The sequence below is a fragment of the Elioraea tepidiphila DSM 17972 genome (genome assembly GCF_000378465.1).
GTDB lineage: Bacteria > Pseudomonadota > Alphaproteobacteria > Acetobacterales > Acetobacteraceae > Elioraea > Elioraea tepidiphila.
Window position 1 is genome coordinate 178641 of the sequence record NZ_KB899913.1, and the last position, 19311, is coordinate 197951.

General features: G+C 69.1%; 17 protein-coding genes. 13 read left to right on the forward strand and 4 right to left on the reverse strand.

What is annotated here, in order from left to right; genetic code table 11:
- Genes narI through F563_RS0104985 form a run of 4 tightly spaced genes read left to right on the forward strand, consistent with a single transcriptional unit; the run spans position 1 to position 3420 of the window.
- Complete coding sequence (gene narI, locus F563_RS0104970) at positions 1-753, forward strand: respiratory nitrate reductase subunit gamma (RefSeq protein ID WP_019013545.1); 753 nt, start codon at positions 1-3, stop codon at positions 751-753.
- A 5-nt stretch (positions 754-758) separates the two neighbouring features.
- Positions 759-1535, forward strand: coding sequence for a peptidylprolyl isomerase (locus F563_RS0104975; RefSeq protein ID WP_019013546.1), 777 nt, complete (start codon positions 759-761; stop codon positions 1533-1535).
- Positions 1532-2218, forward strand: a complete 687-nt coding sequence (locus F563_RS21600; protein ID WP_019013547.1) for a carbonic anhydrase — start codon at positions 1532-1534, stop codon at positions 2216-2218. Before F563_RS0104975 ends, F563_RS21600 begins: the two co-directional genes overlap by 4 nt.
- Positions 2215-3420, forward strand: a complete 1206-nt coding sequence (locus F563_RS0104985) for an NnrS family protein (protein ID WP_019013548.1) — start codon at positions 2215-2217, stop codon at positions 3418-3420. The genes F563_RS21600 and F563_RS0104985 overlap by 4 nt, the downstream gene beginning before the upstream one ends.
- 21 nt (positions 3421-3441) lie before the next feature.
- On the opposite strand, the gene F563_RS0104990 is transcribed toward F563_RS0104985, so the two are convergent.
- Together F563_RS0104990 and katG are read right to left on the reverse strand one after the other, a co-directional pair.
- Positions 3442-4164 carry a transporter substrate-binding domain-containing protein gene (locus F563_RS0104990; protein WP_019013549.1) on the reverse strand — a complete coding sequence of 241 codons (723 nt, stop codon included), beginning with the start codon at positions 4162-4164 and terminating at the stop codon, positions 3442-3444.
- A 165-nt stretch (positions 4165-4329) separates the two neighbouring features.
- Positions 4330-6540 carry a catalase/peroxidase HPI gene (katG, locus tag F563_RS0104995; protein WP_019013550.1) on the reverse strand — a complete coding sequence of 737 codons (2211 nt, stop codon included), beginning with the start codon at positions 6538-6540 and terminating at the stop codon, positions 4330-4332.
- Positions 6541-6807: 267 nt separating this feature from the next.
- On the opposite strand from katG, the gene F563_RS0105000 reads away from it, so the two are divergent.
- A complete protein-coding gene (locus F563_RS0105000; protein WP_035574772.1) occupies positions 6808-7710 on the forward strand; it encodes a LysR substrate-binding domain-containing protein in 903 nt (300 codons plus the stop codon).
- 137 nt (positions 7711-7847) lie between these two features.
- Here the strand turns inward: F563_RS0105000 and F563_RS0105005 are convergent, their stop codons facing one another.
- Together F563_RS0105005 and F563_RS0105010 are read right to left on the reverse strand one after the other, a co-directional pair.
- Positions 7848-9020, reverse strand: coding sequence for a mandelate racemase/muconate lactonizing enzyme family protein (locus F563_RS0105005; protein WP_019013552.1), 1173 nt, complete (start codon positions 9018-9020; stop codon positions 7848-7850).
- Positions 9017-9772: a GntR family transcriptional regulator gene (locus F563_RS0105010; RefSeq protein ID WP_019013553.1), complete on the reverse strand. Its 756-nt coding sequence runs from the start codon at positions 9770-9772 to the stop codon at positions 9017-9019. Before F563_RS0105010 ends, F563_RS0105005 begins: the two co-directional genes overlap by 4 nt.
- Before the next feature lie 117 nt (positions 9773-9889).
- On the opposite strand from F563_RS0105010, the gene F563_RS0105015 reads away from it, so the two are divergent.
- The 8 genes from F563_RS0105015 to F563_RS21610 are packed head-to-tail and all read left to right on the forward strand — an operon-like array spanning position 9890 to position 19291.
- Positions 9890-11437 (forward strand): ABC transporter substrate-binding protein, encoded by a 1548-nt coding sequence (locus F563_RS0105015; protein WP_019013554.1) that lies wholly within the window; start codon positions 9890-9892, stop codon positions 11435-11437.
- 33 nt (positions 11438-11470) lie between these two features.
- Positions 11471-12415, forward strand: coding sequence for an ABC transporter permease (locus tag F563_RS0105020; RefSeq protein ID WP_019013555.1), 945 nt, complete (start codon positions 11471-11473; stop codon positions 12413-12415).
- A complete protein-coding gene (locus tag F563_RS0105025; RefSeq protein WP_019013556.1) occupies positions 12412-13263 on the forward strand; it encodes an ABC transporter permease in 852 nt (283 codons plus the stop codon). Before F563_RS0105020 ends, F563_RS0105025 begins: the two co-directional genes overlap by 4 nt.
- A 6-nt stretch (positions 13264-13269) precedes the next feature.
- A complete protein-coding gene (locus tag F563_RS21605; RefSeq protein WP_051089326.1) occupies positions 13270-14286 on the forward strand; it encodes an ABC transporter ATP-binding protein in 1017 nt (338 codons plus the stop codon).
- Positions 14283-15287, forward strand: coding sequence for an ABC transporter ATP-binding protein (locus F563_RS0105035; protein WP_019013558.1), 1005 nt, complete (start codon positions 14283-14285; stop codon positions 15285-15287). Before F563_RS21605 ends, F563_RS0105035 begins: the two co-directional genes overlap by 4 nt.
- Before the next feature lie 22 nt (positions 15288-15309).
- A complete protein-coding gene (locus F563_RS0105040; RefSeq protein ID WP_019013559.1) occupies positions 15310-16806 on the forward strand; it encodes a M81 family metallopeptidase in 1497 nt (498 codons plus the stop codon).
- A 5-nt stretch (positions 16807-16811) separates the two neighbouring features.
- Entirely contained in the window at positions 16812-17987 is a 1176-nt protein-coding gene (locus tag F563_RS0105045) for a mandelate racemase/muconate lactonizing enzyme family protein (protein WP_026299342.1), read from the forward strand.
- Positions 17906-19291 (forward strand): gamma-glutamyltransferase family protein, encoded by a 1386-nt coding sequence (locus F563_RS21610; protein WP_211211365.1) that lies wholly within the window; start codon positions 17906-17908, stop codon positions 19289-19291. Before F563_RS0105045 ends, F563_RS21610 begins: the two co-directional genes overlap by 82 nt.
- Positions 19292-19311 lie beyond the last annotated feature (20 nt).

Here is a 19311-nt window from a genome sequence, read left to right on the forward strand (position 1 = left end):
ATGGGCGCCTGGAACCTGTTCACCGACTACCTGCACGACTTCCTGTTCGGCATCTACCCGTATCTCTGCGCGGGCGTGTTCTTCGTGGGCAGCCTGATCCGCTTCGACCGCGACCAGTACACTTGGCGCTCGGGATCGAGCCAGATGCTGCGCGCGCGCCAGCTCCGCTGGGGCTCGAACCTGTTCCATATCGGCATCCTCGCGATCTTCTTCGGCCATCTGTTCGGCCTGTTGACGCCGAAATGGATCTACGAGGCGTTCATCACCGTGCAGCAGAAGCAGATGGTCGCGATCGTTCTGGGCGGCGTGTTCGGCACGATCTGCTTCATCGGTCTGACCCTGCTGCTGCACCGCCGCCTCTACGACCCGCGCATCCGCCGTACCAGCGCCGGCGTCGATATCGCCATCCTGATCCTGCTCTGGGTGCAGCTCTCGCTCGGGCTGATCACGCTGCCGTTCTCGCTCGGCCACCGCGACGGCTCGATGATGGTGCAGCTCTCGATGTGGGCGCAGCACATCGTCACCTTCCAGGCCGGCGCGGCCGACTTCGTGCGCGGCGCGGACTGGCCGTTCCAGCTCCATATCGTGATGGGCATGACGCTGTTCCTGCTCACCCCCTTCTCGCGCTTGGTGCACATCTTCTCGGCCCCGGTCTGGTACCTGTTCCGGTCCTGGCAGATCGTGCGTCGCCGCGGTGGCGCGACCCGCCGGCCGGGGCCGGTGGCGGCCCCGCGCCCAACCGCCGCGGAGTGAGCGCGATGACGCTGCGGGTCAACGGCACCGAGATCGGCGAGCGCGAGATCGCGGCCGAGATGCAGCACCATCCCGCGCCCTCGGCCGAGGCGGCGTGGCAGGAGGCGGCGCGCTCGCTGGTGGTGCGCCGCCTGCTGCTCGACGAGGCGGAAGCGCGGGGGATCGAGGCCGATCCGGACAGCGAGCTCTTGCCCGACGAGGCGGTGATCGAGGCGCTGCTCGAACAGGCAGTCGCAGTCCCCGAGGCCGACGAGGCAACCCTCCGGCGCTGGTACGAGGCCAACCGCAGCCGCTTCCGCACCAAGGAACTCTGGGAGGCGAGCCACATCCTGATCGCGGCGGATCCCGAGGACAAGGAGGCGCGCGCGGCCGCCGAGGCACGGGCGAAGGACCTGCTCGCGCAGGTGCTGGCCGATCGCGACAGCTTCGAGGCGCTGGCGCGGGCGCATTCCGCCTGCCCGTCCGGGAAGGATGGCGGCCGGCTCGGCCAGGTGACGCGCGGCAGCCTGGTACCCGAGGTCGAGACCTTCCTTGCCGCGATGGCCCCTGGGCAGATCTGCCCGGTGGTGGTGAAGAGCCGCTACGGCATGCACATCCTCTGGCTGCACCAGCGCGCCGAGCCGCGCGAGCTTCCTTTTGAGGCCGTGCGTGACACGGTCGCGCGCTACCTGCACGACGCGTCCTGGCGTCGCGCGGTGCACCAGTTCATCGCCGTGCTGGCAGGCCGCGCGCAGATCGAGGGGGTGGCGATGGACGGGGCCACGACGCCGCTGGTGCAGTGACAACGCCCGATGCCGCACTCGCCCGGCTGGTGCAGGGCTTCGAGAGGTTCCGTGCCGCCTATTTCGAGACCGACCACTCGCTGTTCGATCAACTCGTCTGGGACGGCCAACGGCCCAAGGTGATGGTGGTCGGCTGCTGCGACAGCCGCGCCGACCCGCAGATGATCACCGACTCGGGCCCGGGCGATCTGTTTGTGATCCGCAACGTCGCCGCGCTGGTGCCGCCCTACATGCCCGACGGACGGCTGGCCGGCGTCTCCTCGGCCCTGGAGTTCGGCGTCAAGGGCCTGGAGGTCGGCCATATCGTCGTGCTCGGCCATGCCATGTGCGGCGGCGTGCGCAGTCTGATGGAGTTCGGCGACGCCGATCCGCGGTTCGAGTTCATGGGGCGCTGGGTCGGACTGCTGGCAGAGGCGCGCGAGGAGGTGCAGAGCCTGGCGACCGAAGCCGAACCCGCGCTGCTCGCCCGTCATGCCGAGAAGGCATCCGTGCTGGTGAGCCTGCGCAACCTGATGACCTATCCGTGGATCGCCGAGCGCGTCGCTGCGGGCCGGCTCGCGCTGCATGGCTGGTACTTCGACTTCACCTGGGGCGTGCTGATGGCGGCCGAGACGCCGCGCGGTCCGTTCCGCCAGATCGACGCGGCCCAGCTCCCCGCGCCGGCCGTCGGAGGCGCGCCGTGACCGTGACCGAAGCGCGCCGCCGGATGGCGGCGGCGCCACTGATGGCCCTGTTCAGTCACGGCTTTCGCCCGTTCTTCCTGTTCGCCGGCCTCTGGGCGGTCGTGGCGATGCTGGTCTGGATCGCAGCGCTGGATGGCGCGAGGCTGCCCGACGGCCCGCTGCCGATCGCGCGCTGGCATGCCCACGAGATGATCGCCGGCTTCATCGGCGCCGCGATCGCCGGGTTCCTCTTGACGGCCGTGCCCAACTGGACGGGGCGGCGCGGCTATGCCGGCGCCCCGCTGGTGCTGCTGGCCGGGCTCTACCTCGCCGCGCGGCTGGCGCTCCTGCCGGGCTCGCCGGTGGCGCCGCCTGTCGCCGCCACGATCGGACTCCTGCCGCTTCCCGCGCTGCTGCTGACGATCCTGCCGGCACTGATCAAGGCGGGCTCGCCCCGGCTCTTCGGTCCGCCGGCGCTGGTGCTGGCGTTCTGGGCCGGCGATGCGCTGATGCTCGCCGAGATCGCGGGCTGGACCGCCGACACCTTCGCGACCGGGCAGCGTCTCGCCCTCAACGTCGCTCTCGCGCTGGTCGGACTGATCGGTGGACGGATCGTTCCGTCCTTCACCCTCAACGCCCTGCGCAAGACCGGGCGGACACCCGGATCGCCGCCCTGGCCGTCGATCGACCGTGCCGGCATGGTGGCGCTCGGCGCTGTGGTCGTGGTCGACCTGATCGTTCCCAACTCGACGATTTCAGGAGCGGTTGCCACGGCCGCGGCCCTGCTGACGCTCACGCGGCTCGTGCGCTGGCGCGGGCATGAGACGCTCGGGCAGCCCATCCTCTGGGTGCTGCATCTGGCCTATCTGCTGATCCCGGCCGCGCTCGCGGTCAAGGCGGCATTCCTGCTGGCCGATGCGGCCTGGGCATCCGCCTGGCTGCATCTCCAGGCGAGCGGCGCGATCGCGCTGATGATCCTGGCCGTGATGACGCGCGCCACGCTGGGCCACACCGGGCGGGACCTGGTCGCGCCGCGCGCCGCCGTCGTCGCTTACGCCCTCGTGCTGGGTGCCGCCCTGCTCCGCAGTTTCGGCGGCGCGGTCATGCCGTATCCAACGGCGCTCGCGCTCGCCGCTCTGGCCTGGATTGTGGCGTTCGGACTGTTCCTGTTCGGCTTCGCGCCGATGCTGGTCGCACCGGCGCCGAGGCGCGAAGGACGCTGACGGGTCCGCGGGCCGCCGCCGCTACGCGGGTGGTGCGACCGACAGACCGCGCACACCGTGGCGCGCGATCAGCGCGGCGACGAACCCCGATGCCTTGGCCTCCTCGACGAAGTCGCGCAGGAAGGCCGCGCCGGCTGCGTTCTCGCGCGCAGTGCCGATCGCCTGCTGCACCGCCATGAACTTGCCCTCCAGGATGCGCGCGCCGGGCAGCGCCTCGACATCCTTCAGCAGGCGTGGACGCAGGCCGGCGAGGACATCGAGTCCGTCGTCCACGAAGCGGCGGAAGGCGTCGTCGATGCTCTCCGTGCGGATGACGGTGGCATGGCGGATGTTCCGCTCGAGCCAGAGGTCGTAGGCCGCCCGGGCGGTCGAGGCGATCCGTACACCCGGCCGATCGACCTCGGCCGACGAGACGATCGGCGAACCCGGAGGCACCAGATAGGTCGCTTCGATCTCGGCATAGGCCGCGGTGAAGGCGATCCTTTCCGCGCGCTGGGGCTCCGCGCCGATCAGGCCGATATCCCACGCCCCGGTGCCGACGGCATCCGCCAACAGACCGGGCCTGGGGTAGGGCACGAGCTGAACCGGAACCCCGAGCCGCTCGGCGACGGCGCGTGCCATGTCGGGCGAGACCCCCTCAGGCTCGCCCGAAGCGCTGCGGCCCGAGACGAGCAGGAAGTTGCTCAGGTTGATCCCCGCGCGCAGCACTCCGGTGGGTGCGAGCTGGGCGATGACGTCCTGCATAGGGTCCCCCGTCTGAGCCGGCCTGCCGAGGGTGCTGCCAAGCCGAAGGGCGGGCAACACCCGATCGCCCACACAGCGCGGGTCATCGGGATTGCGTCGCGCGAGACGCAGGCGATGCCCGGGCGCAGGGCAGAGCACCCGCGCCCGGACAGCCTGCCGCCCTGATCAGGCGAGGTCGAACCGGTCGAGGTTCATCACCTTGGTCCAGGCCGCGACGAAGTCCTTCACGAACTTCGCCTGCGCATCGGCCTGGCCGTACACCTCGGCCAGCGCGCGGAGCTGGGAGTTCGAGCCGAACACCAGATCCACCCGCGTGGCGGTCCACTTCGCCGCGCCGGTCTTGCGGTCGCGGCCCTCAAACTCCTCCGCCGTCTCGTCGGTGGGCGACCACTCGGTGCCCATGTCGAGCAGATTGACGAAGAAGTCGTTGGTCAGCATGCCCGGCCGCGCCGTCAGCACACCGTGCGTGGAGCCCTTGTAGTTGGCCCCCAGCGCGCGCATGCCGCCGACCAGCACGGTCATCTCCGGCGCAGTCAGCGTGAGGAGCTGCGCCTTGTCCACGAGCTGCTCCTCGGCCGAGACCGTATAGCGGGCCTTGCGGTAGTTGCGGAACCCGTCCGCCTCGGGCTCGAGCACCGCGAAGGACGCCGCGTCCGTCTGCTCGGCGGTCGCGTCCGTGCGGCCCGGGGCGAAGGGCACCGTGATGTCATGACCCGCCGCATGCGCTGCCTTCTCGACCGCCGCGCAGCCGCCGAGCACGATCAGGTCGGCGAGCGACACCTGCTTGCCGCCCGGTGCCTTGGCGTTGAACGCCTTCTGCACCTCTTCGAGCTTGGCGAGCACCTGGGCAAGCTCGGTCGGCTGGTTCACCTCCCAGTCCTTCTGCGGGCTGAGCCGGATACGGGCACCGTTCGCACCACCGCGCCGGTCCGAGCCCCGGAAGGTCGAGGCCGAGGACCAGGCGGTGTAGACGAGCTGCGGCACCGAGAGCCCGGTCGCGAGGATCGCCTGCTTGAGCTCGACGATCTCGGCCGGACCGATCAGCGGATGCGTCACCGGCGGCACCGGGTCCTGCCAGATCAGATCCTCCTTCGGCACCCACGGGCCGCGGTAGCGCGCCTTCGGCCCCATGTCGCGATGCGTCAGCTTGAACCACGCGCGCGCGAAGGCCTCGGCGAACTGGTCGGGGTTCTTGTGGAAGCGCTCGGAGATGGGCCGGTAGATCGGGTCCATCTTCATCGCCATGTCCGCCGTCGTCATCATCGGCGGGTTGCGCTTGGTCGGGTCATGCGCATCAGGGACGAGGTGATGCGCGGCCGGGTCGGTCGGGACCCATTGCCAGGCCCCCGCCGGGCTCTTCACGGGCTTCCAGTCGTAGCCGAGCAGCATGTCGAAGTAGCCGTTGTCCCACTTGATCGGGTTCGGCGTCCAAGCTCCCTCGATGCCGGAGGTGATGGTGTCGCCGCCCTTGCCCGACCGGAAGGTGCTCTTCCAGCCAAGGCCCATCTGCTCCAGCGGAGCGGCTTCCGGCTCGCGGCCGACATGCGAGGCGGGGCCCGCGCCATGGCACTTGCCGAAGGTGTGGCCGCCGGCCGTCAGCGCGACCGTCTCCTCGTCGTTCATCGCCATGCGCGCGAAGGTTTCGCGGATGTCGCGTCCCGAGGCGACCGGGTCCGGGTTGCCGTTCGGGCCTTCGGGATTGACGTAGATGAGGCCCATCTGCACGGCGGCGAGCGGATTCTCGAGCTCGCGGTCGCCCGAGTAGCGCATGTCGCCGAGCCAGGTGTCCTCCTTGCCCCAGTAGATGTCCTCCTCCGGCTCCCAGATGTCCTCGCGGCCGAAGGCGAAGCCGAAGGTCTTGAGGCCCATGTGCTCCATCGCGACCGTGCCGGCGAGCACCATCAGGTCGGCCCAGGAGATCGCGTTGCCGTATTTCTGCTTGATCGGCCAGAGCAGCCGGCGCGCCTTGTCGAGATTGGCGTTGTCGGGCCAGGAGTTCTCGGGCGGGAAGCGGTGCGCGCCGTTGGAGGCGCCGCCGCGACCGTCAGCCGTGCGATAGGTGCCCGCCGAGTGCCAGGACATGCGGATGAAGAGCGGGCCGTAATGGCCCCAGTCGGCCGGCCACCAGTCCTGGCTGACCGTCATCAGCGCCATCAGGTCCTTCTTGAGCCCCTCGAAGTCGAGCTTCTTGAGCTCTTCGGCATAGTTGAACCCCGGGTCCATGGGATTGGACTTGGACGAATGCTGGCTGAGCATGCGCAGATTGAGCGCATTCGGCCACCAGTCGCGATTCGACCGCGTCGAGAACCGCGCAGCCGTCGGCTTGCCGTGCATGATCGGGCATTTGCTGCCGCTTTGGCCGATTGTGCCGTCCATCTTCCTCTCCGTCGTTGCCTCTGTTGCGAGACGTGGTGCGCAAGATCGCGACCGCCGCTCGGACGATCCGAGTGCCGCATCGCGAGGGACCGGTGCCACGCGAACGGCGCGACCGGGCAGAGGACGCCAAGGGTGAGGCAACCGCTCTGCCGGCGCGCGCCCGTCCGCAAACGGGTGTGAGGTTAGCGGCAGGCAGAGGATAAAAGGAAGCCCTGCATCTCAATCACCATGATAGGCTTCATCTATCATGAGCGCTGTCTGGATCCGATGAATCTCCGCGATCTCCGCTACTTGCTCGCAGTGGCCGAGCATCAGCATTTCGGTCGGGCTGCGGCGGCCTGCGGCATCAGCCAGCCGACGCTCTCCGTGCAGATCCGCAAGCTCGAAACCCTCCTTGGCGTCGCGCTGTTCGAGCGGACGCGCCGGGCGGTGGTGCCCACGACCGCGTGCGAGCGACTGATCGGTCATGTGCGCGCGGCGGTCGCGGAGGCAGACGCAATGCTGGCAGAGGCGCGCACCCTGCGCGACCCGCTGGCGGGACGGCTCAGGCTCGGGATCATTCCGACCCTCGCGCCGTATCTCTTGCCGCTTGTGTTTGCCCCGCTGCGCGAGGCGTTGCCCGCGCTCGAGGTAGAGCCGTGGGAGGACCAGACCGCGGCATTGCTCGAACGACTGCGGGCGCATGACCTCGATGCCGCGCTGCTGGCAACCGAGGTGGACGGATCGGATCTCGCGAGTCGCTCCCTGTTCGCCGAACCGTTCCTCGCGGCGCTGCCGGCCGAGCATCCGCTTGCCGGACGGGACGTGGTGGCGGAGACCGAGCTGGCGCGCGACATCCTGGTCCTAGCGGATGGGCACTGCCTGCGCGACCAGGCGCTGGCCGTTTGCGGGCGCGGGGACGGCTCAGGCGGAACGCTGCGCGCGGCGAGCCTGTCGACACTGCTGAACATGGTGGCGGCGGGCTACGGCACGACGCTCGTCCCGGGCCTCGCCGCCGGAGCGGCGCAGGATGCGGGCATCGTGCTGCGGCCGCTGGCGGTACCGGCGGGACGGACCGTGCGGATCGTCTGGCGGGCGCGCTTCCCCCGCCGCGCGGCCGTGGAGGCGGTCGGTGAGGTGATCGCGACGCGCCTGCGCGGCTTCGCCGAGGCCGGGGCACGGGCTGTCTAGGCGCTCGGGGCCCGACAATCCGGCCGGCCCTGCCGCGCGCATCGACGTCCGGCGAAGGCAAAAAAACTGCCATCGGCCTTCACCGTCTTCGGGCAGGCCTCGGACGGTCTCCGCGGGCTCAGGGCGCACAGCCCGGGTCAAGGATCGAGCAGCGACACGTCAGGCGTGTAGCGGGCCACCCGGTCGGGGTCCAAGGTCACGCCAAGCCCCGGCCGATCCGGAATCGCGAGGCGCCCCTCTCGATCCAACGCGAAGGGCGCATCCAGGAGGTCGTCGACATAGGCGCTGCCGCCGATGAACTCCACCAGATCGGTCTCCGGGAAGGCGGAGGCCATCTGGAGGTCGGCGGCGAGACCGAGTGCCGTGTTCCAGCCGTGGCCGACATACTTCACGCCGAAATCGTAGGCCATCCAGGCGATCCGCCGCTGTTCGCTGATGCCACCGACCTTGGTCACGTCGGGCTGGACGATGTCGAGCGCGCCGCGCGAGAGCCACGGCAGGAAGGTCTGTCGTCGCGTCAACACCTCCCCACCGGCGATCGGCACCGGCGAGCAGCGCCTGAGCTCGGCGTACTCGTCGATGGCGTCGGGGCGCAGCGGTTCCTCGAACCAGCCGACCTCATGGGCCCGGAGCATGTCGGCCGTGCGCTTGGCCCATTTGAATCCCTGCGGCCAGAACGCGTCCGACGCCCCCGCGTCGACGAACAGCTTCGCCTCCGGCCCCGCCGCCTCGCGCGCCGCCGCCACGATCGCCTCATCGAGGCGCACATCATCGGCCCGTCCGAAAGGACCCCAACCGATCTTGAAGGCCCGGAACCCCCGGCTGCGATAGGTCGCGACGACGTCGCGCATGCGCGCGGGTTCCTCCATCAGGAGCGAGCAGTAGGCGGTGACGTGACTGCGGTAGGTGCCGCCGAGAAGACGGCCTACCGGCATCCCCGTGGCCTTGCCGAGGATGTCCCACAGCGCGATGTCGACGCCGCTGATCGTGTGCGTGAGCGTACCCCCACGCCCCATCCAGAAGGTGTTCTGGTGCAGCTTCTCGGCGACGCGCTCAGGTTCCAGCGCGTTCTCGCCAAGCAGAAGCGGCTCGAGCACGCGCAAGCCCGCCTGCACGAGCGGACCATTGGTGAAGACGCTGCCGTAGCCCGAGATGCCGCCATCCGTGTGGACGGCGACCAACGCATGGATGGAGTCCTCCGGCCGGATCTCGGCGGACCATCCGCCCTTGGGGCTCTCGCCGACCAGCGGCAGCGCCGCGACCTTGCGGATACGCATCGGCGCGAGCGCGCGCGTGCCTGCGGGCGTCATGCGACCTCCGCGCGCCGCGCACCGCGTGCTTCCCGGTGTGCCGCGACGATCGCCTCGTAATCGACCGAAACGTTCATCACCGTGATGTGGGTGTGCAACGCTTCGGCGATGCGTCGCTTCCTTCCGGTCCGGAGGGCTGCGAGCAGCTCACGATGCTCGTCGACCACCGACGGCATCGTCTTGCCGCTGGTGGCGAGGCCGAAGATGATCGTCAGTTGTTGCGCAAGCGTCTCCCACAGATCGACGATGACGCCGTTGCCGCCGAGCATGCAGAGAGCGCGATGGAACGCGGTGTCGGCCGCCGCCAAGCCATAGGCGTCGCCGCGTGCCGCCATTTCCGCCATCGTCTCCGTGGCCGCCTCGACCGCTGCGGTCCAGGGCGGCAGATGGCGTCCCGCATCGACAGCGCGATGCGCGGCCGTCGTTTCGAGCGCGGTGCGCGCCTCGATCAGATCGTGCACGCGCCGGTTCGTGACTTCGCGCAGCCGGATCCCCTTGTAGGGTTCGTTGACGACGATGCCCTGGCTCTCGAGCATCCGCAGTGCCTCGCGCACGGGTACGCGACTCACGCCGAGCCGCCGGCCGAGTTCGCTTTCGACGATGCGATCGCCGGGCAGGATCACACCGCGTGCGGCCTGGGCGATCACCGTTTCCGCGACCTTCTCGACCAGCGTCTGCGGCACGAGCTGCGGCCACAGCTCAGGGTCCTGGGCACCTGACTGCCCGGCGGCGCGGCGCGCGACGTGCTTCATGCAGGAGGATCTTTCGCGGGCGTGTCTCTTGACGGCACGTCTGATCGTATACAATCATACGACCATGCAGGCAAGACTGCGGCGCACTCGGCGCGGCGACAAAGGGAGAGCTTCGTCATGACTGAACTCACTCGTCGGCGTACCCTCGGCCTCGGCGCGGGCCTGCTGGCCTCCAGCGCCGTCGCCGCCCCCGCGATCGCTCAGCGCCGCGGCGGCGACGCGGTGATCGCAATCACCCAGGCGCCGCCGTCGCTCGATGCGCACGTGACGTCCGCGCAGGCGGCGCGGAACATCAACCTGCACATGTACGAGACGCTGTTCGCGCGCGACGAGAACGCCCGCCCGGTGCCGGAACTGGCGGAGACGGTGAACATCTCGTCAGACGGGCTCACATACGTCTTCCCGCTGCGCCGCGACGTCCGATTCCACAACGGCGCGATCATGGAGGCGCAGGACGTGGTCGCGTCCATCGAGCGCTACCGTCAGATCGGCGCATCCGCCAACCTTCTCGCGGCGATCGACAGCGTCACCGCGTCCGGTTCCCACGAGGTGACGATCCGGCTGAAACAGGTACAGTCGACCTTCCTCGACAACCTGTCCAGCCCGCGTGCGCCGATCGCGATCTATCCGGCGGCGGAGGCGGCAAAGCCCGCCAACCAGATCGCCTTCATCGGCACCGGCCCCTATCGGTTCGTCGAGTATCTCCCGGACCGTCACGTGCGCCTCGCGCGGTTCGACGGCTACGTGCCGAACCCCAAGGCTACTGGCCCCGACGGCTTCGCCGGGCGCAAGGAGGTCCATCTCGACAGTGTCCTGTTCCGGTTCATGCCTGAACTCGGTGCGCGCGCCGCGGCCCTGGAGGCAGGAGAGGTCCATCTCGTCGAGACGGTGGACGGGCCGACGGCCCAGCGCCTGCGGGGCAATGCCCGATTCACGATCTATCGCCTGCTGCCGTTCTCGATGCAGGTGATCAAGTTCAACCACGCTCTCGGAGCGACGGGCGATCTCAACTTCCGTCTCGCCGTGATGTCGGCGCTCGACATGGAGGAGATCATGGCGATCGCCTTTCCAGACATCTACCAGCTCGACGGCAGTTGGATCTACCCGGGCTCGCCCTATCACACCGCCCAGGGCACCGAACGGTACAACAAGCCCGATCTCGCTGCGGCGCGCGCCCTGCTCGGACGCTCGGGGTACCGCGGCGAGCGCCTCACCTTCATCGTCGACAACAACCGCTCGAACATCGACACCGCAACGGTCGTACAGCAGCGCGTCAGGGAGCTCGGCGTCAATATCGACATCTCTGTATCCGACTGGCCGACGGTCAGTCGGCTGGGCTTCACGCCGCAGGGATGGAACTTCTGGTGCCACGGCTTCGGCATCGAGCCGTTCGAGGGGCCGGCCTCGGTGATGGCGCCATGGGTCGGCGGCACCTCGATGATCCGCAAGGACGAGAAGATCGACGCCTGGTTCGCGGAACTCAACGCCGCGATGGAGCAGTCCGCGCGCGTGCGCATCTTCACCGAGTTCCAGCGCCACATGTGGGAGAATGCGGTGGCGATCAAGGCCGGCAACTACGGCCTGTTCCAGGCCGCGACCGCCCGGCTGCGCGACTTCAAGCCCTACCGCATCCCCCGCATGTGGGGCGTGACGCTCGATGCCTGACCCCGCCCGAGGGATGCGCGCGGAACGGGCGCTTTGATTCGCTTCCTGGCACGACGGCTGGCCGGGTCGGCCGTCGTGCTCCTCCTGGTCTCGCTGCTCACCTTCGGACTGATCTGGCTCGTGCCGGGCGACCCGACCACCGTGCTGCTCGAGGCAAGCGCGACGCCGGAGCAGGTGGGCCGGCTCCGTGTCGCGCTCGGGCTCGACAAGCCGCTGCCGCTGCAAATGCTCGACTGGTACGGACGCGTCCTTTCCGGCGATCTCGGCCAGTCAATTCTGCTCAACCGGAGCGTGACGGAGGCCCTGCTCGAACGCCTGCCCGTCACACTGTCGATCGCGGCGATCTCCCTGACCCTCGCCGTCATGCTCGGCGTCACGGCGGGGATCCTGGCCGCGCTGTTCCACAACCGCTGGCCCGACCAGATCGTCATGTCAACCGCGCTGTTCGGCCTGTCGGTGCCCGATTTCTGGCTCGGCCTGGTGTTCGTGGTCGTGTTCGCTCTCGGCCTCGGCTGGTTCCCGACCGGCGGCTTCACCCCGATCGAGCAGGGCGTGATGGAGTGGGCGCGCTCGATCGCACTCCCTTCCCTCGCCCTCGCCCTGACCCAGATGGGATTCGTCGCGCGCATGGCCCGCGCCTCGATGCTGGATGTGCTCAACCAGGATTTTGTTCGAACCGCCGACGCCAAGGGGTTGTCGCGCACCTATGTCGTGCTGCGCCACGGCCTGCCGAACGCACTGGTGCCGCTTCTGACCGTCACCGGCATCATCGCCGGCGCCCTGCTCGGCGGCACGGTGGTGATCGAACAGGTGTTCTCGATCCCGGGCGTCGGCCGCCTGATCATCGGCGCGATCCTCTCGCGCGACTTCCCGGTCATCCAGGGCGGGCTCCTGTTCCTCGCGGTCGTGTATCTGCTGGTGAACCTGGTGGTCGACATCCTCTATGCGGCGGTCGATCCGCGGGTAAGGCTGGCATGAGCGACACCGTCTCCACCCCGCTCGGCGAGACCTGGCGTCGGCTGCTCCGCAATCGGTCCTTCGTCATCGGCGCGGTTGTGGTGTCCCTCATCGTTGCGGTCGCTGTTCTCGCGCCGCTGATCGCGCCCCACGATCCGCTCCGCAACAACTTCCGCACCCGCCTGCAGCCACCGGGCGAGATATTCTGGTTCGGCACCGACCATTTCGGGCGCGACATCCTCTCGCGCATCCTGCATGGCGGCCGGATCTCTCTCATCATCGGCGCCTCGACGGTCGTCGTCACTGGAATCTTCGGCACCGCGATCGGCGCGGTAGCCGGATTCTTCCGCGCGCTCGATGAACCCATCATGCGGCTGATGGATGCGATCATGGCGTTCCCGGCGATCCTGCTCGCCATGGCGATCGCGGCCGTCATGGGCGCATCGGTGACGAACGTGGTGATTGCACTCTCGATCGCGACGACGCCGCATACGGCGCGCATCGTGCGCGGCTCCGTACTGGTGGTGCGGGAAATGGAGTATGTCGAGGCCGCGCGCGCCCTCGGCGCGAGCGAGCTGCGCGTCCTGTTCCGGCACGTGCTGGTCAACGTCACGGGTCCGCTGATCGTGCGGCTGACCTATGTCTTCGCGATCGCGATCCTGGCCGAGGCGGCGCTGTCCTTCATCGGTGTCGGCCCCCCGCCGCCGGCGCCCTCCTTCGGCAACATCATCGCGAATGGGCGGGACTTCATGATCGTCGCTCCCTGGATCACGATCTTCCCGGGGCTTGCGATCATCGCGGTTGTGCTCGGCCTCAACCTGCTCGGCGACGGTCTGCGCGACGTCCTCGATCCCAGGACGCGGATCTGACCGCCGATGAGGGCTGCCGATACCGCCTCCGCTCGCGATGCGGCGTCAGGTGGCGCGCCGTTGCTCGAGGTGGTGGGGCTGACCACGACGCTGGTCGCTACCGGCGCGAGCGTGCTCGAGGACATCGCCTTCACGGTCGAGGCGGGCGAGACGCTCTGCGTGGTCGGTGAGTCGGGCTCCGGCAAGTCGATGCTGGCGCTCGCCATCATGGGACTCCTGCCGCCCGCGATCCGCATCCGGCGCGGCGAGATCCGGGTTCACGGCGAGGATCTCGCTCGTCTCTCGCCGGCGGAATGGCGAGCCCGCCGCGGTCGCGATCTCGCCATGATCTTCCAGGAGCCGATGACGGCGCTCAATCCTGTCATGCGCGCCGGAGCCCAGGTCGCGGAGGTGCTGCGCAAGCGGCGCGGCATGACGGACGACGCCGCGCGCGGCGAGGCGCTGCGCCTGTTCGAGCGAGTCGGGATTCCGAACGCCCGGGCACGCCTCTCCGCCTATCCGCATGAGCTGTCAGGTGGCCTCCGCCAGCGTGTGATGATCGCGATCGCGCTTGCCGCCGAGGCGCGCCTGCTGCTCGCCGACGAACCGACCACCGCGCTGGACGTCACCATCCAGGCGCAGATCCTCGATCTGCTGAACGACCTCCGGCGCGAGCGCGGCCTCGGCCTGATGCTCATCACGCACGACCTCGGTGTGGTCGCCGAGATGGCCGACCGCGTGTTGGTGCTCTACGCGGGCCGGATGGCCGAGCTCGCGCCCGTCGCTGCGCTGTTCGACCGGCCGATGCATCCCTACACGCGGGCTCTGCTGGCCTCGATCCCCACCAGCGAAGGGCCGCGCACGCGTCTCGTCGCGATCGATGGAGCGGTCCCCGCAGTCGGGGCGATGCCCCAGGGATGCCGCTTCCGGCCGCGCTGCCCGCATGCGGATGCGCGCTGCGAGGCCGTCCCGCCGCTCGTGGCGCATGAACCTCGCCATCACGCCGCGTGCTGGGCGACGGCGCCGGAGGATCGCGCATCATGACCTCCGAGGCACCGCTGATCGAGGCGCGGTCGCTCGCGAAGGTGTTCCATCGCCGCCGGCTGTTCGCCGCTGGTGCGACGGGGCTGCGGGCGGTGGACGATCTCGATCTGGCTATCCATCGTGGCGAGACGCTCGGCCTTGTCGGCGAGTCCGGCTGCGGCAAGACGACCACCGGCCGGTTGCTGCTGCGCCTCATCGAACCCTCGGCCGGACGCGTGATGTTCGACGGCCACGACCTGACGAGCCTCGACGCGTCGGCGATGCGACGGCTGCGCCGGCGCATGCAGATCGTGTTCCAGGATCCCTACGGCTCACTCAACCCGCGCATGACCGTGGGTGAGACGATCACCGAGGCGTTCATCATCCACGGCATCGGCGATCGGACCGAACGGCAGCAGCGCCTCAACCGGCTGCTCGACCGCGTGCGGATGCCGCGCACGGCCGCCAGCCGATACCCGCACGAGTTCTCGGGCGGGCAGCGTCAACGTATCGGAATCGCGCGCGCCCTCGCCCTTGAGCCGCAGTTCATCGTCTGCGACGAGGCGGTCTCCGCACTCGACGTGTCGGTGCAGGCGCAGATCATCAACCTTCTGCAGGATCTCCAGCAGGATCTGGGGCTGACCTATCTCTTCATCTCGCACAACCTGGCGGTCGTGCGCCACATTTCGACGCGCATCGCGGTGATGTATCTCGGCCGCATCGTCGAGGCCGCCCAGACGGACGCGCTGTTCGCACACCCGGAGCATCCCTATACCCGCGCGCTGCTCGCCTCGGTGCCGGTGACGCACCCGTCACATCGCGGCCGGCGTCTGCGCCTCGAAGGGGACCTCCCCGCAGCTACGGCGGTGGTTCGGGGGTGCCGCTTCGCCGGGCGCTGCCCACATGTCGAGGATCGCTGCCGCTCGGTCGATCCCGAACTTGCGCCGAGACCTGGCGGCGGGCTGGTCGCGTGTCATCGTGTCGCAGACCGAACGCTGCCGTGGAGCGCCACGCATCCCTGACACCCCAGCAAGGAGCTGACCTGTGCCCCGCATCCTCGTCGTCCAGTGCATGCAGGAGATCTCCTCGTTCAACCCCCTGCCTTCGGGTTACGAGAATTTCCTGGTCGAGCGCGGTGATGCCCTGCTCGCACAGCGCGGACGAAACACCGCGCTCGGCGGCGCCTTCGCCGTGTTCGACGCGCGCCCGGAGATCGAGATCGTGCCGTGCTACAGCGCGCGTGCTGGCAGCGCCGGTCTGCTCTCCGCCCAGGGGTGGCAGCGTCTCTCGAGCGAGTTGATCGCGGCGGTCGAGGCAAGCCTGAACGGCATCGATGCTGTGTATGTCTCGCTGCACGGCGCGATGGGCGCGGATGGCGAGCTCGATCCCGAGGGCTGGATCCTCGAACAGATCCGTATGCGCGTCGGCCCGAAGGTTCCGATCGTGATCTCGCTCGATCTGCATGGCATCTGCACGGACCGCATGTTGCGTCAGATCGACGGCTTTGCGCTTTACTGGACGTATCCGCATGTCGATTTCGCGGACACGGGCGCGCGCGCGGCACGGCTCCTGCTCAGGATTATGGACGGTACGGTGGCACGCCCGACGATCGCGCGCGTCGTCATTCCCGCTCTGGTGCGTGGCGACGAGCTGATCACCAAGACCGGCTGCTACGGCGACCTGCTGCTGGACTGCCGCCGCCTTGAAGCGGAAGGCCAGGCGGCCGCAGCCGGCATCATGATCGGCAATCCGTTCACCGATGTGCCGGAACTCTGCTCGCAGGTCCTGATCATGACGGACGGCGACCCTGAGGGTGCCAGCCGCGAGGCGATCCGGCTCGCGAACGCGTTCTGGCTGCTGCGTTACCGGATGCAGGGCAAGCTCGTGCCCATCGAACGTGCCATCGCGCAGGCGAAGACGATCGAAGGCCCGGTCGTGTTCACCGACGCGGCGGATGCCACCTCCTCCGGCGCGAGCGGAGACTCCAACGTGCTGATCAAGGCGCTGCACCAGGCCGGATATCGGCGCCGCGTGCTTGCGCAGATCGTTGATCCGGCCGCCGCAGCCGCGGCGCACCGGGCCGGCGTCGGTGCGACGATCGAGGTCACGCTCGGTGGCGCGCATGACCGCGCGCGCTTCACGCCGTGGCCTGTCAAGGCCGAGGTCGCCCTGCTGTCGAACGGCAAGGCGACGGTCGAGAATACGCGCGCACCGTTGAATGCCGGCCCGTGCGCGGTGCTGACGTTCGACGGCTACACGATCGTCGTGCTCAGCCATACGGTCGGGCTGCAGGATCGGGCGATGTACTTCGCCAACGGTCTCGACCCGCGCGACTTCGATCTGATCGTGGTCAAGTCGCCGCATACAGAGTACCACATGTATGACGCCTGGATCGCCAAGAACTTCAACGTCGATGCGCCAGGCTCGACCTCGGCCAATCTCCCGTATCTCGGCCATACGATCTGCGCGCGACCGATGTTCCCGATGGAGGAGATCGCGACCTTCTCGCCATCGGCCACGTTGTACGGGCGCGCAGGCTAGTGACGATGCGGATCGAGGCGGTCGATCTCTTCTACCTCTCGATGCCGGAGATCACGGAGGAGGCGGATGGGAGCCAGGATGCGCTGCTCGTCCGCGTCGCCGCGGGCGGACGGTGCGGCTATGGCGAGTGCGAGGCCGCGCCGCTGCCCTCGATCGCGGCCTTCGTCTGCCCGATGTCGCATGGCGTCTGCCGCCCGGTCGGCGCCTCTGTGCTCGGCGCCGTGCTCGATGGGCCGGAGGACATCGCGCGGATCGCCGCTCGGGTCGCCTATAGCTCGATGGACCTGTTGCAGGCGGCCCATACCTGGTCCGGGATCGAGATGGCGCTGTGGGACCTGCTGGGGAAGGCGCGCGATGCCCCCGTCTGGTCCCTGCTGGGCTATGCGCAGAGCCACGCCAAGACGCCCTATGCCTCGCAGCTCTTCGGCGACACCCCGCAGGAGACCTTCGAGCGCGGACGGGCGCAACGCGACGCAGGGTTCCGCGCCGTCAAGTTCGGCTGGGGGCCGATCGGCCGTGGCAGTGTCGCCGAGGATGCCGATCACATCATGGCGGCGCGCGAGGGCATCGGGCCGGACGGTGTGCTGCTGGTGGATACCGGTCAGATCTTCGGCGAGGATGTCGATGCGGCTGCCGCGAGACTGCCCGCGCTCGAAGCCGCCACCACCACCTGGCTGGAGGAACCGTTCGCGGCGCACGCCTATGACGCGTATGCCGCGCTCGCCCGGCAATGCCGGACCGTCCGCCTCGCCGGCGGCGAGGCCGCGCACAACGCCTTCATGGCGCGCCATCTGCTGGAGTACGGGCGCGTCGGCTTCATCCAGATCGATTGCGGCCGCATCGGCGGTATCGGCCCAGCGAAGCGGGTCGCGGAACACGCCGTTGCCAACGCCGCCACCTATGTCAACCATACCTTCACCTCGCCGCTCGCGCTCTCGGCCTCGCTGCAGCCCTTCGCCGGACTTCGCAGCCACCGGCTGTGCGAGTTCCCCGTGCACCCGAAGCCGCTCGCCACGGCCTTCACGCGCAACGGGTTCGTGCGCGACAGGGCCGGCGAGATCGCGGCACCGGACGCACCGGGTCTCGGCATCGAGATCGATTGGAACGGCGTGCGACGCTATCTTGTCGAAACCGAGATCACGGTTGCCGGCAAGGTTCTGTACCGTACGCCGACGATCTGATCGGCACACCCCGCGTTGGATCGCACGCGCTCGGCGGAGCGTCTTGCAGCATGCACGAATCTGCCCCCACCACTGAACTGCCGCCCCGCCCCTCTGCCCTGGGGATCGCGAGCCTGCGTCCGACCCTGACCGGCACGCGCCACATGGTCTCCGCGAATCATCATCTCGCGGCGCAGGCGGCGTTCCAGATCCTGGAAGCGGGCGGCAATGCGGTGGATGCCGGCGTCTGCGGCGGACTCGTGCTGGGCGTGGTGCAAAGCGACATCGTCAACATCGCCGGCGTCGCGCCGATCATGCTCCATCTCGCGCGCGACCGGACGACGCTCACCATCGACGGGCTCGGCACCTGGCCGCGTGCCGCCTCGGTCGAGCTGTTTCATCAGCATCACGGCGGCCATATCCCGCGCGGCGTGCTGCGCACCGTGGTTCCCGCCGCGCCCTGCGCCTGGATCACGGCGCTGTCCCGCTTCGGCACGATGTCGTTCGCGGATGTTGCCGCCGCGGCGATCCGCTTCGCCGACGAGGGCTTCCCGATGTACCCGCTGATGGCCGAGTCGCTCGCTGCCCAGCGCGACCGGCTGGCGGAATGGCCGAGTACAGCGGCGATGTACCTGCCGGGCGGACGTCCGCCGCAGCCGGGCGAGCGCTTCGTGCAGTCGGATCTGGCGGGCACGCTCCGCCACATGGTCGATGAGGAGCGCGCCGCCCGGGCCCGTGGCGGTGATCGCGAGGCGGGGCTCGCGGCAGCGCGCGATGCCTTCTACCGCGGCGACATCGCGGCCCGGATCGCCGATGCGCAGGCCAGGCAGGGCGGGCTGCTGACACGCGAGGACCTTGCCGGATTCCAGACACGGATCGAGCCGCCGGTCGCGATTCGCGCATTCGGGTTGGAGGTCAGCGGGTGCGGCCCCTGGTGCCAGGGCCCGACGCTCCTCCAGACGCTGCGGCTGCTCGAGGGCATCGACCTCCGCAGGATGGGCCATAACTCGGCCGACTACATCCACGCCGTTATCGAGGCCCTGAAGCTCGCCTTCGTGGACCGGGAGACGTATTTCGGCGATCCACGCTTCATCGACGTGCCGCTTGCGCGGCTGCTCTCGGATGACCATGCCCGCACGCAGCGGCAGCGCATCGATATGCGGCGCGCCGCCGCGGCCCCGCCGTCTCGAGACGCGCCACCGAGATGCGCCGACACGAGCTACATCGCCGTGGTCGATCATGAGGGCGATGAACCGCTCCGGTTTTGCTGGAGGCTGTTTGGTTTGAGTCACGCGGCCAGTTTCTGGTCGTCAAGCATGGCGTAGTAGCGTTCCTCGGCTTCGGC

Coding starts and splice junctions, on each gene's coding strand:
- narI (WP_019013545.1), top strand. CDS start 1: ATGGGCGCCTGGAACCTGTTCACCGACTACCTGCACGACTTCCTGTTC.
- F563_RS0104975 (WP_019013546.1), top strand. CDS start 759: ATGACGCTGCGGGTCAACGGCACCGAGATCGGCGAGCGCGAGATCGCG.
- F563_RS0104990 (WP_019013549.1), bottom strand. CDS start 4,164: ATGCAGGACGTCATCGCCCAGCTCGCACCCACCGGAGTGCTGCGCGCG.
- katG (WP_019013550.1), bottom strand. CDS start 6,540: ATGGACGGCACAATCGGCCAAAGCGGCAGCAAATGCCCGATCATGCAC.
- F563_RS0105000 (WP_035574772.1), top strand. CDS start 6,808: ATGAATCTCCGCGATCTCCGCTACTTGCTCGCAGTGGCCGAGCATCAG.
- F563_RS0105005 (WP_019013552.1), bottom strand. CDS start 9,020: ATGACGCCCGCAGGCACGCGCGCGCTCGCGCCGATGCGTATCCGCAAG.
- F563_RS0105010 (WP_019013553.1), bottom strand. CDS start 9,772: ATGAAGCACGTCGCGCGCCGCGCCGCCGGGCAGTCAGGTGCCCAGGAC.
- F563_RS0105015 (WP_019013554.1), top strand. CDS start 9,890: ATGACTGAACTCACTCGTCGGCGTACCCTCGGCCTCGGCGCGGGCCTG.
- F563_RS0105025 (WP_019013556.1), top strand. CDS start 12,412: ATGAGCGACACCGTCTCCACCCCGCTCGGCGAGACCTGGCGTCGGCTG.
- F563_RS21605 (WP_051089326.1), top strand. CDS start 13,270: ATGAGGGCTGCCGATACCGCCTCCGCTCGCGATGCGGCGTCAGGTGGC.
- F563_RS0105035 (WP_019013558.1), top strand. CDS start 14,283: ATGACCTCCGAGGCACCGCTGATCGAGGCGCGGTCGCTCGCGAAGGTG.
- F563_RS0105045 (WP_026299342.1), top strand. CDS start 16,812: ATGCGGATCGAGGCGGTCGATCTCTTCTACCTCTCGATGCCGGAGATC.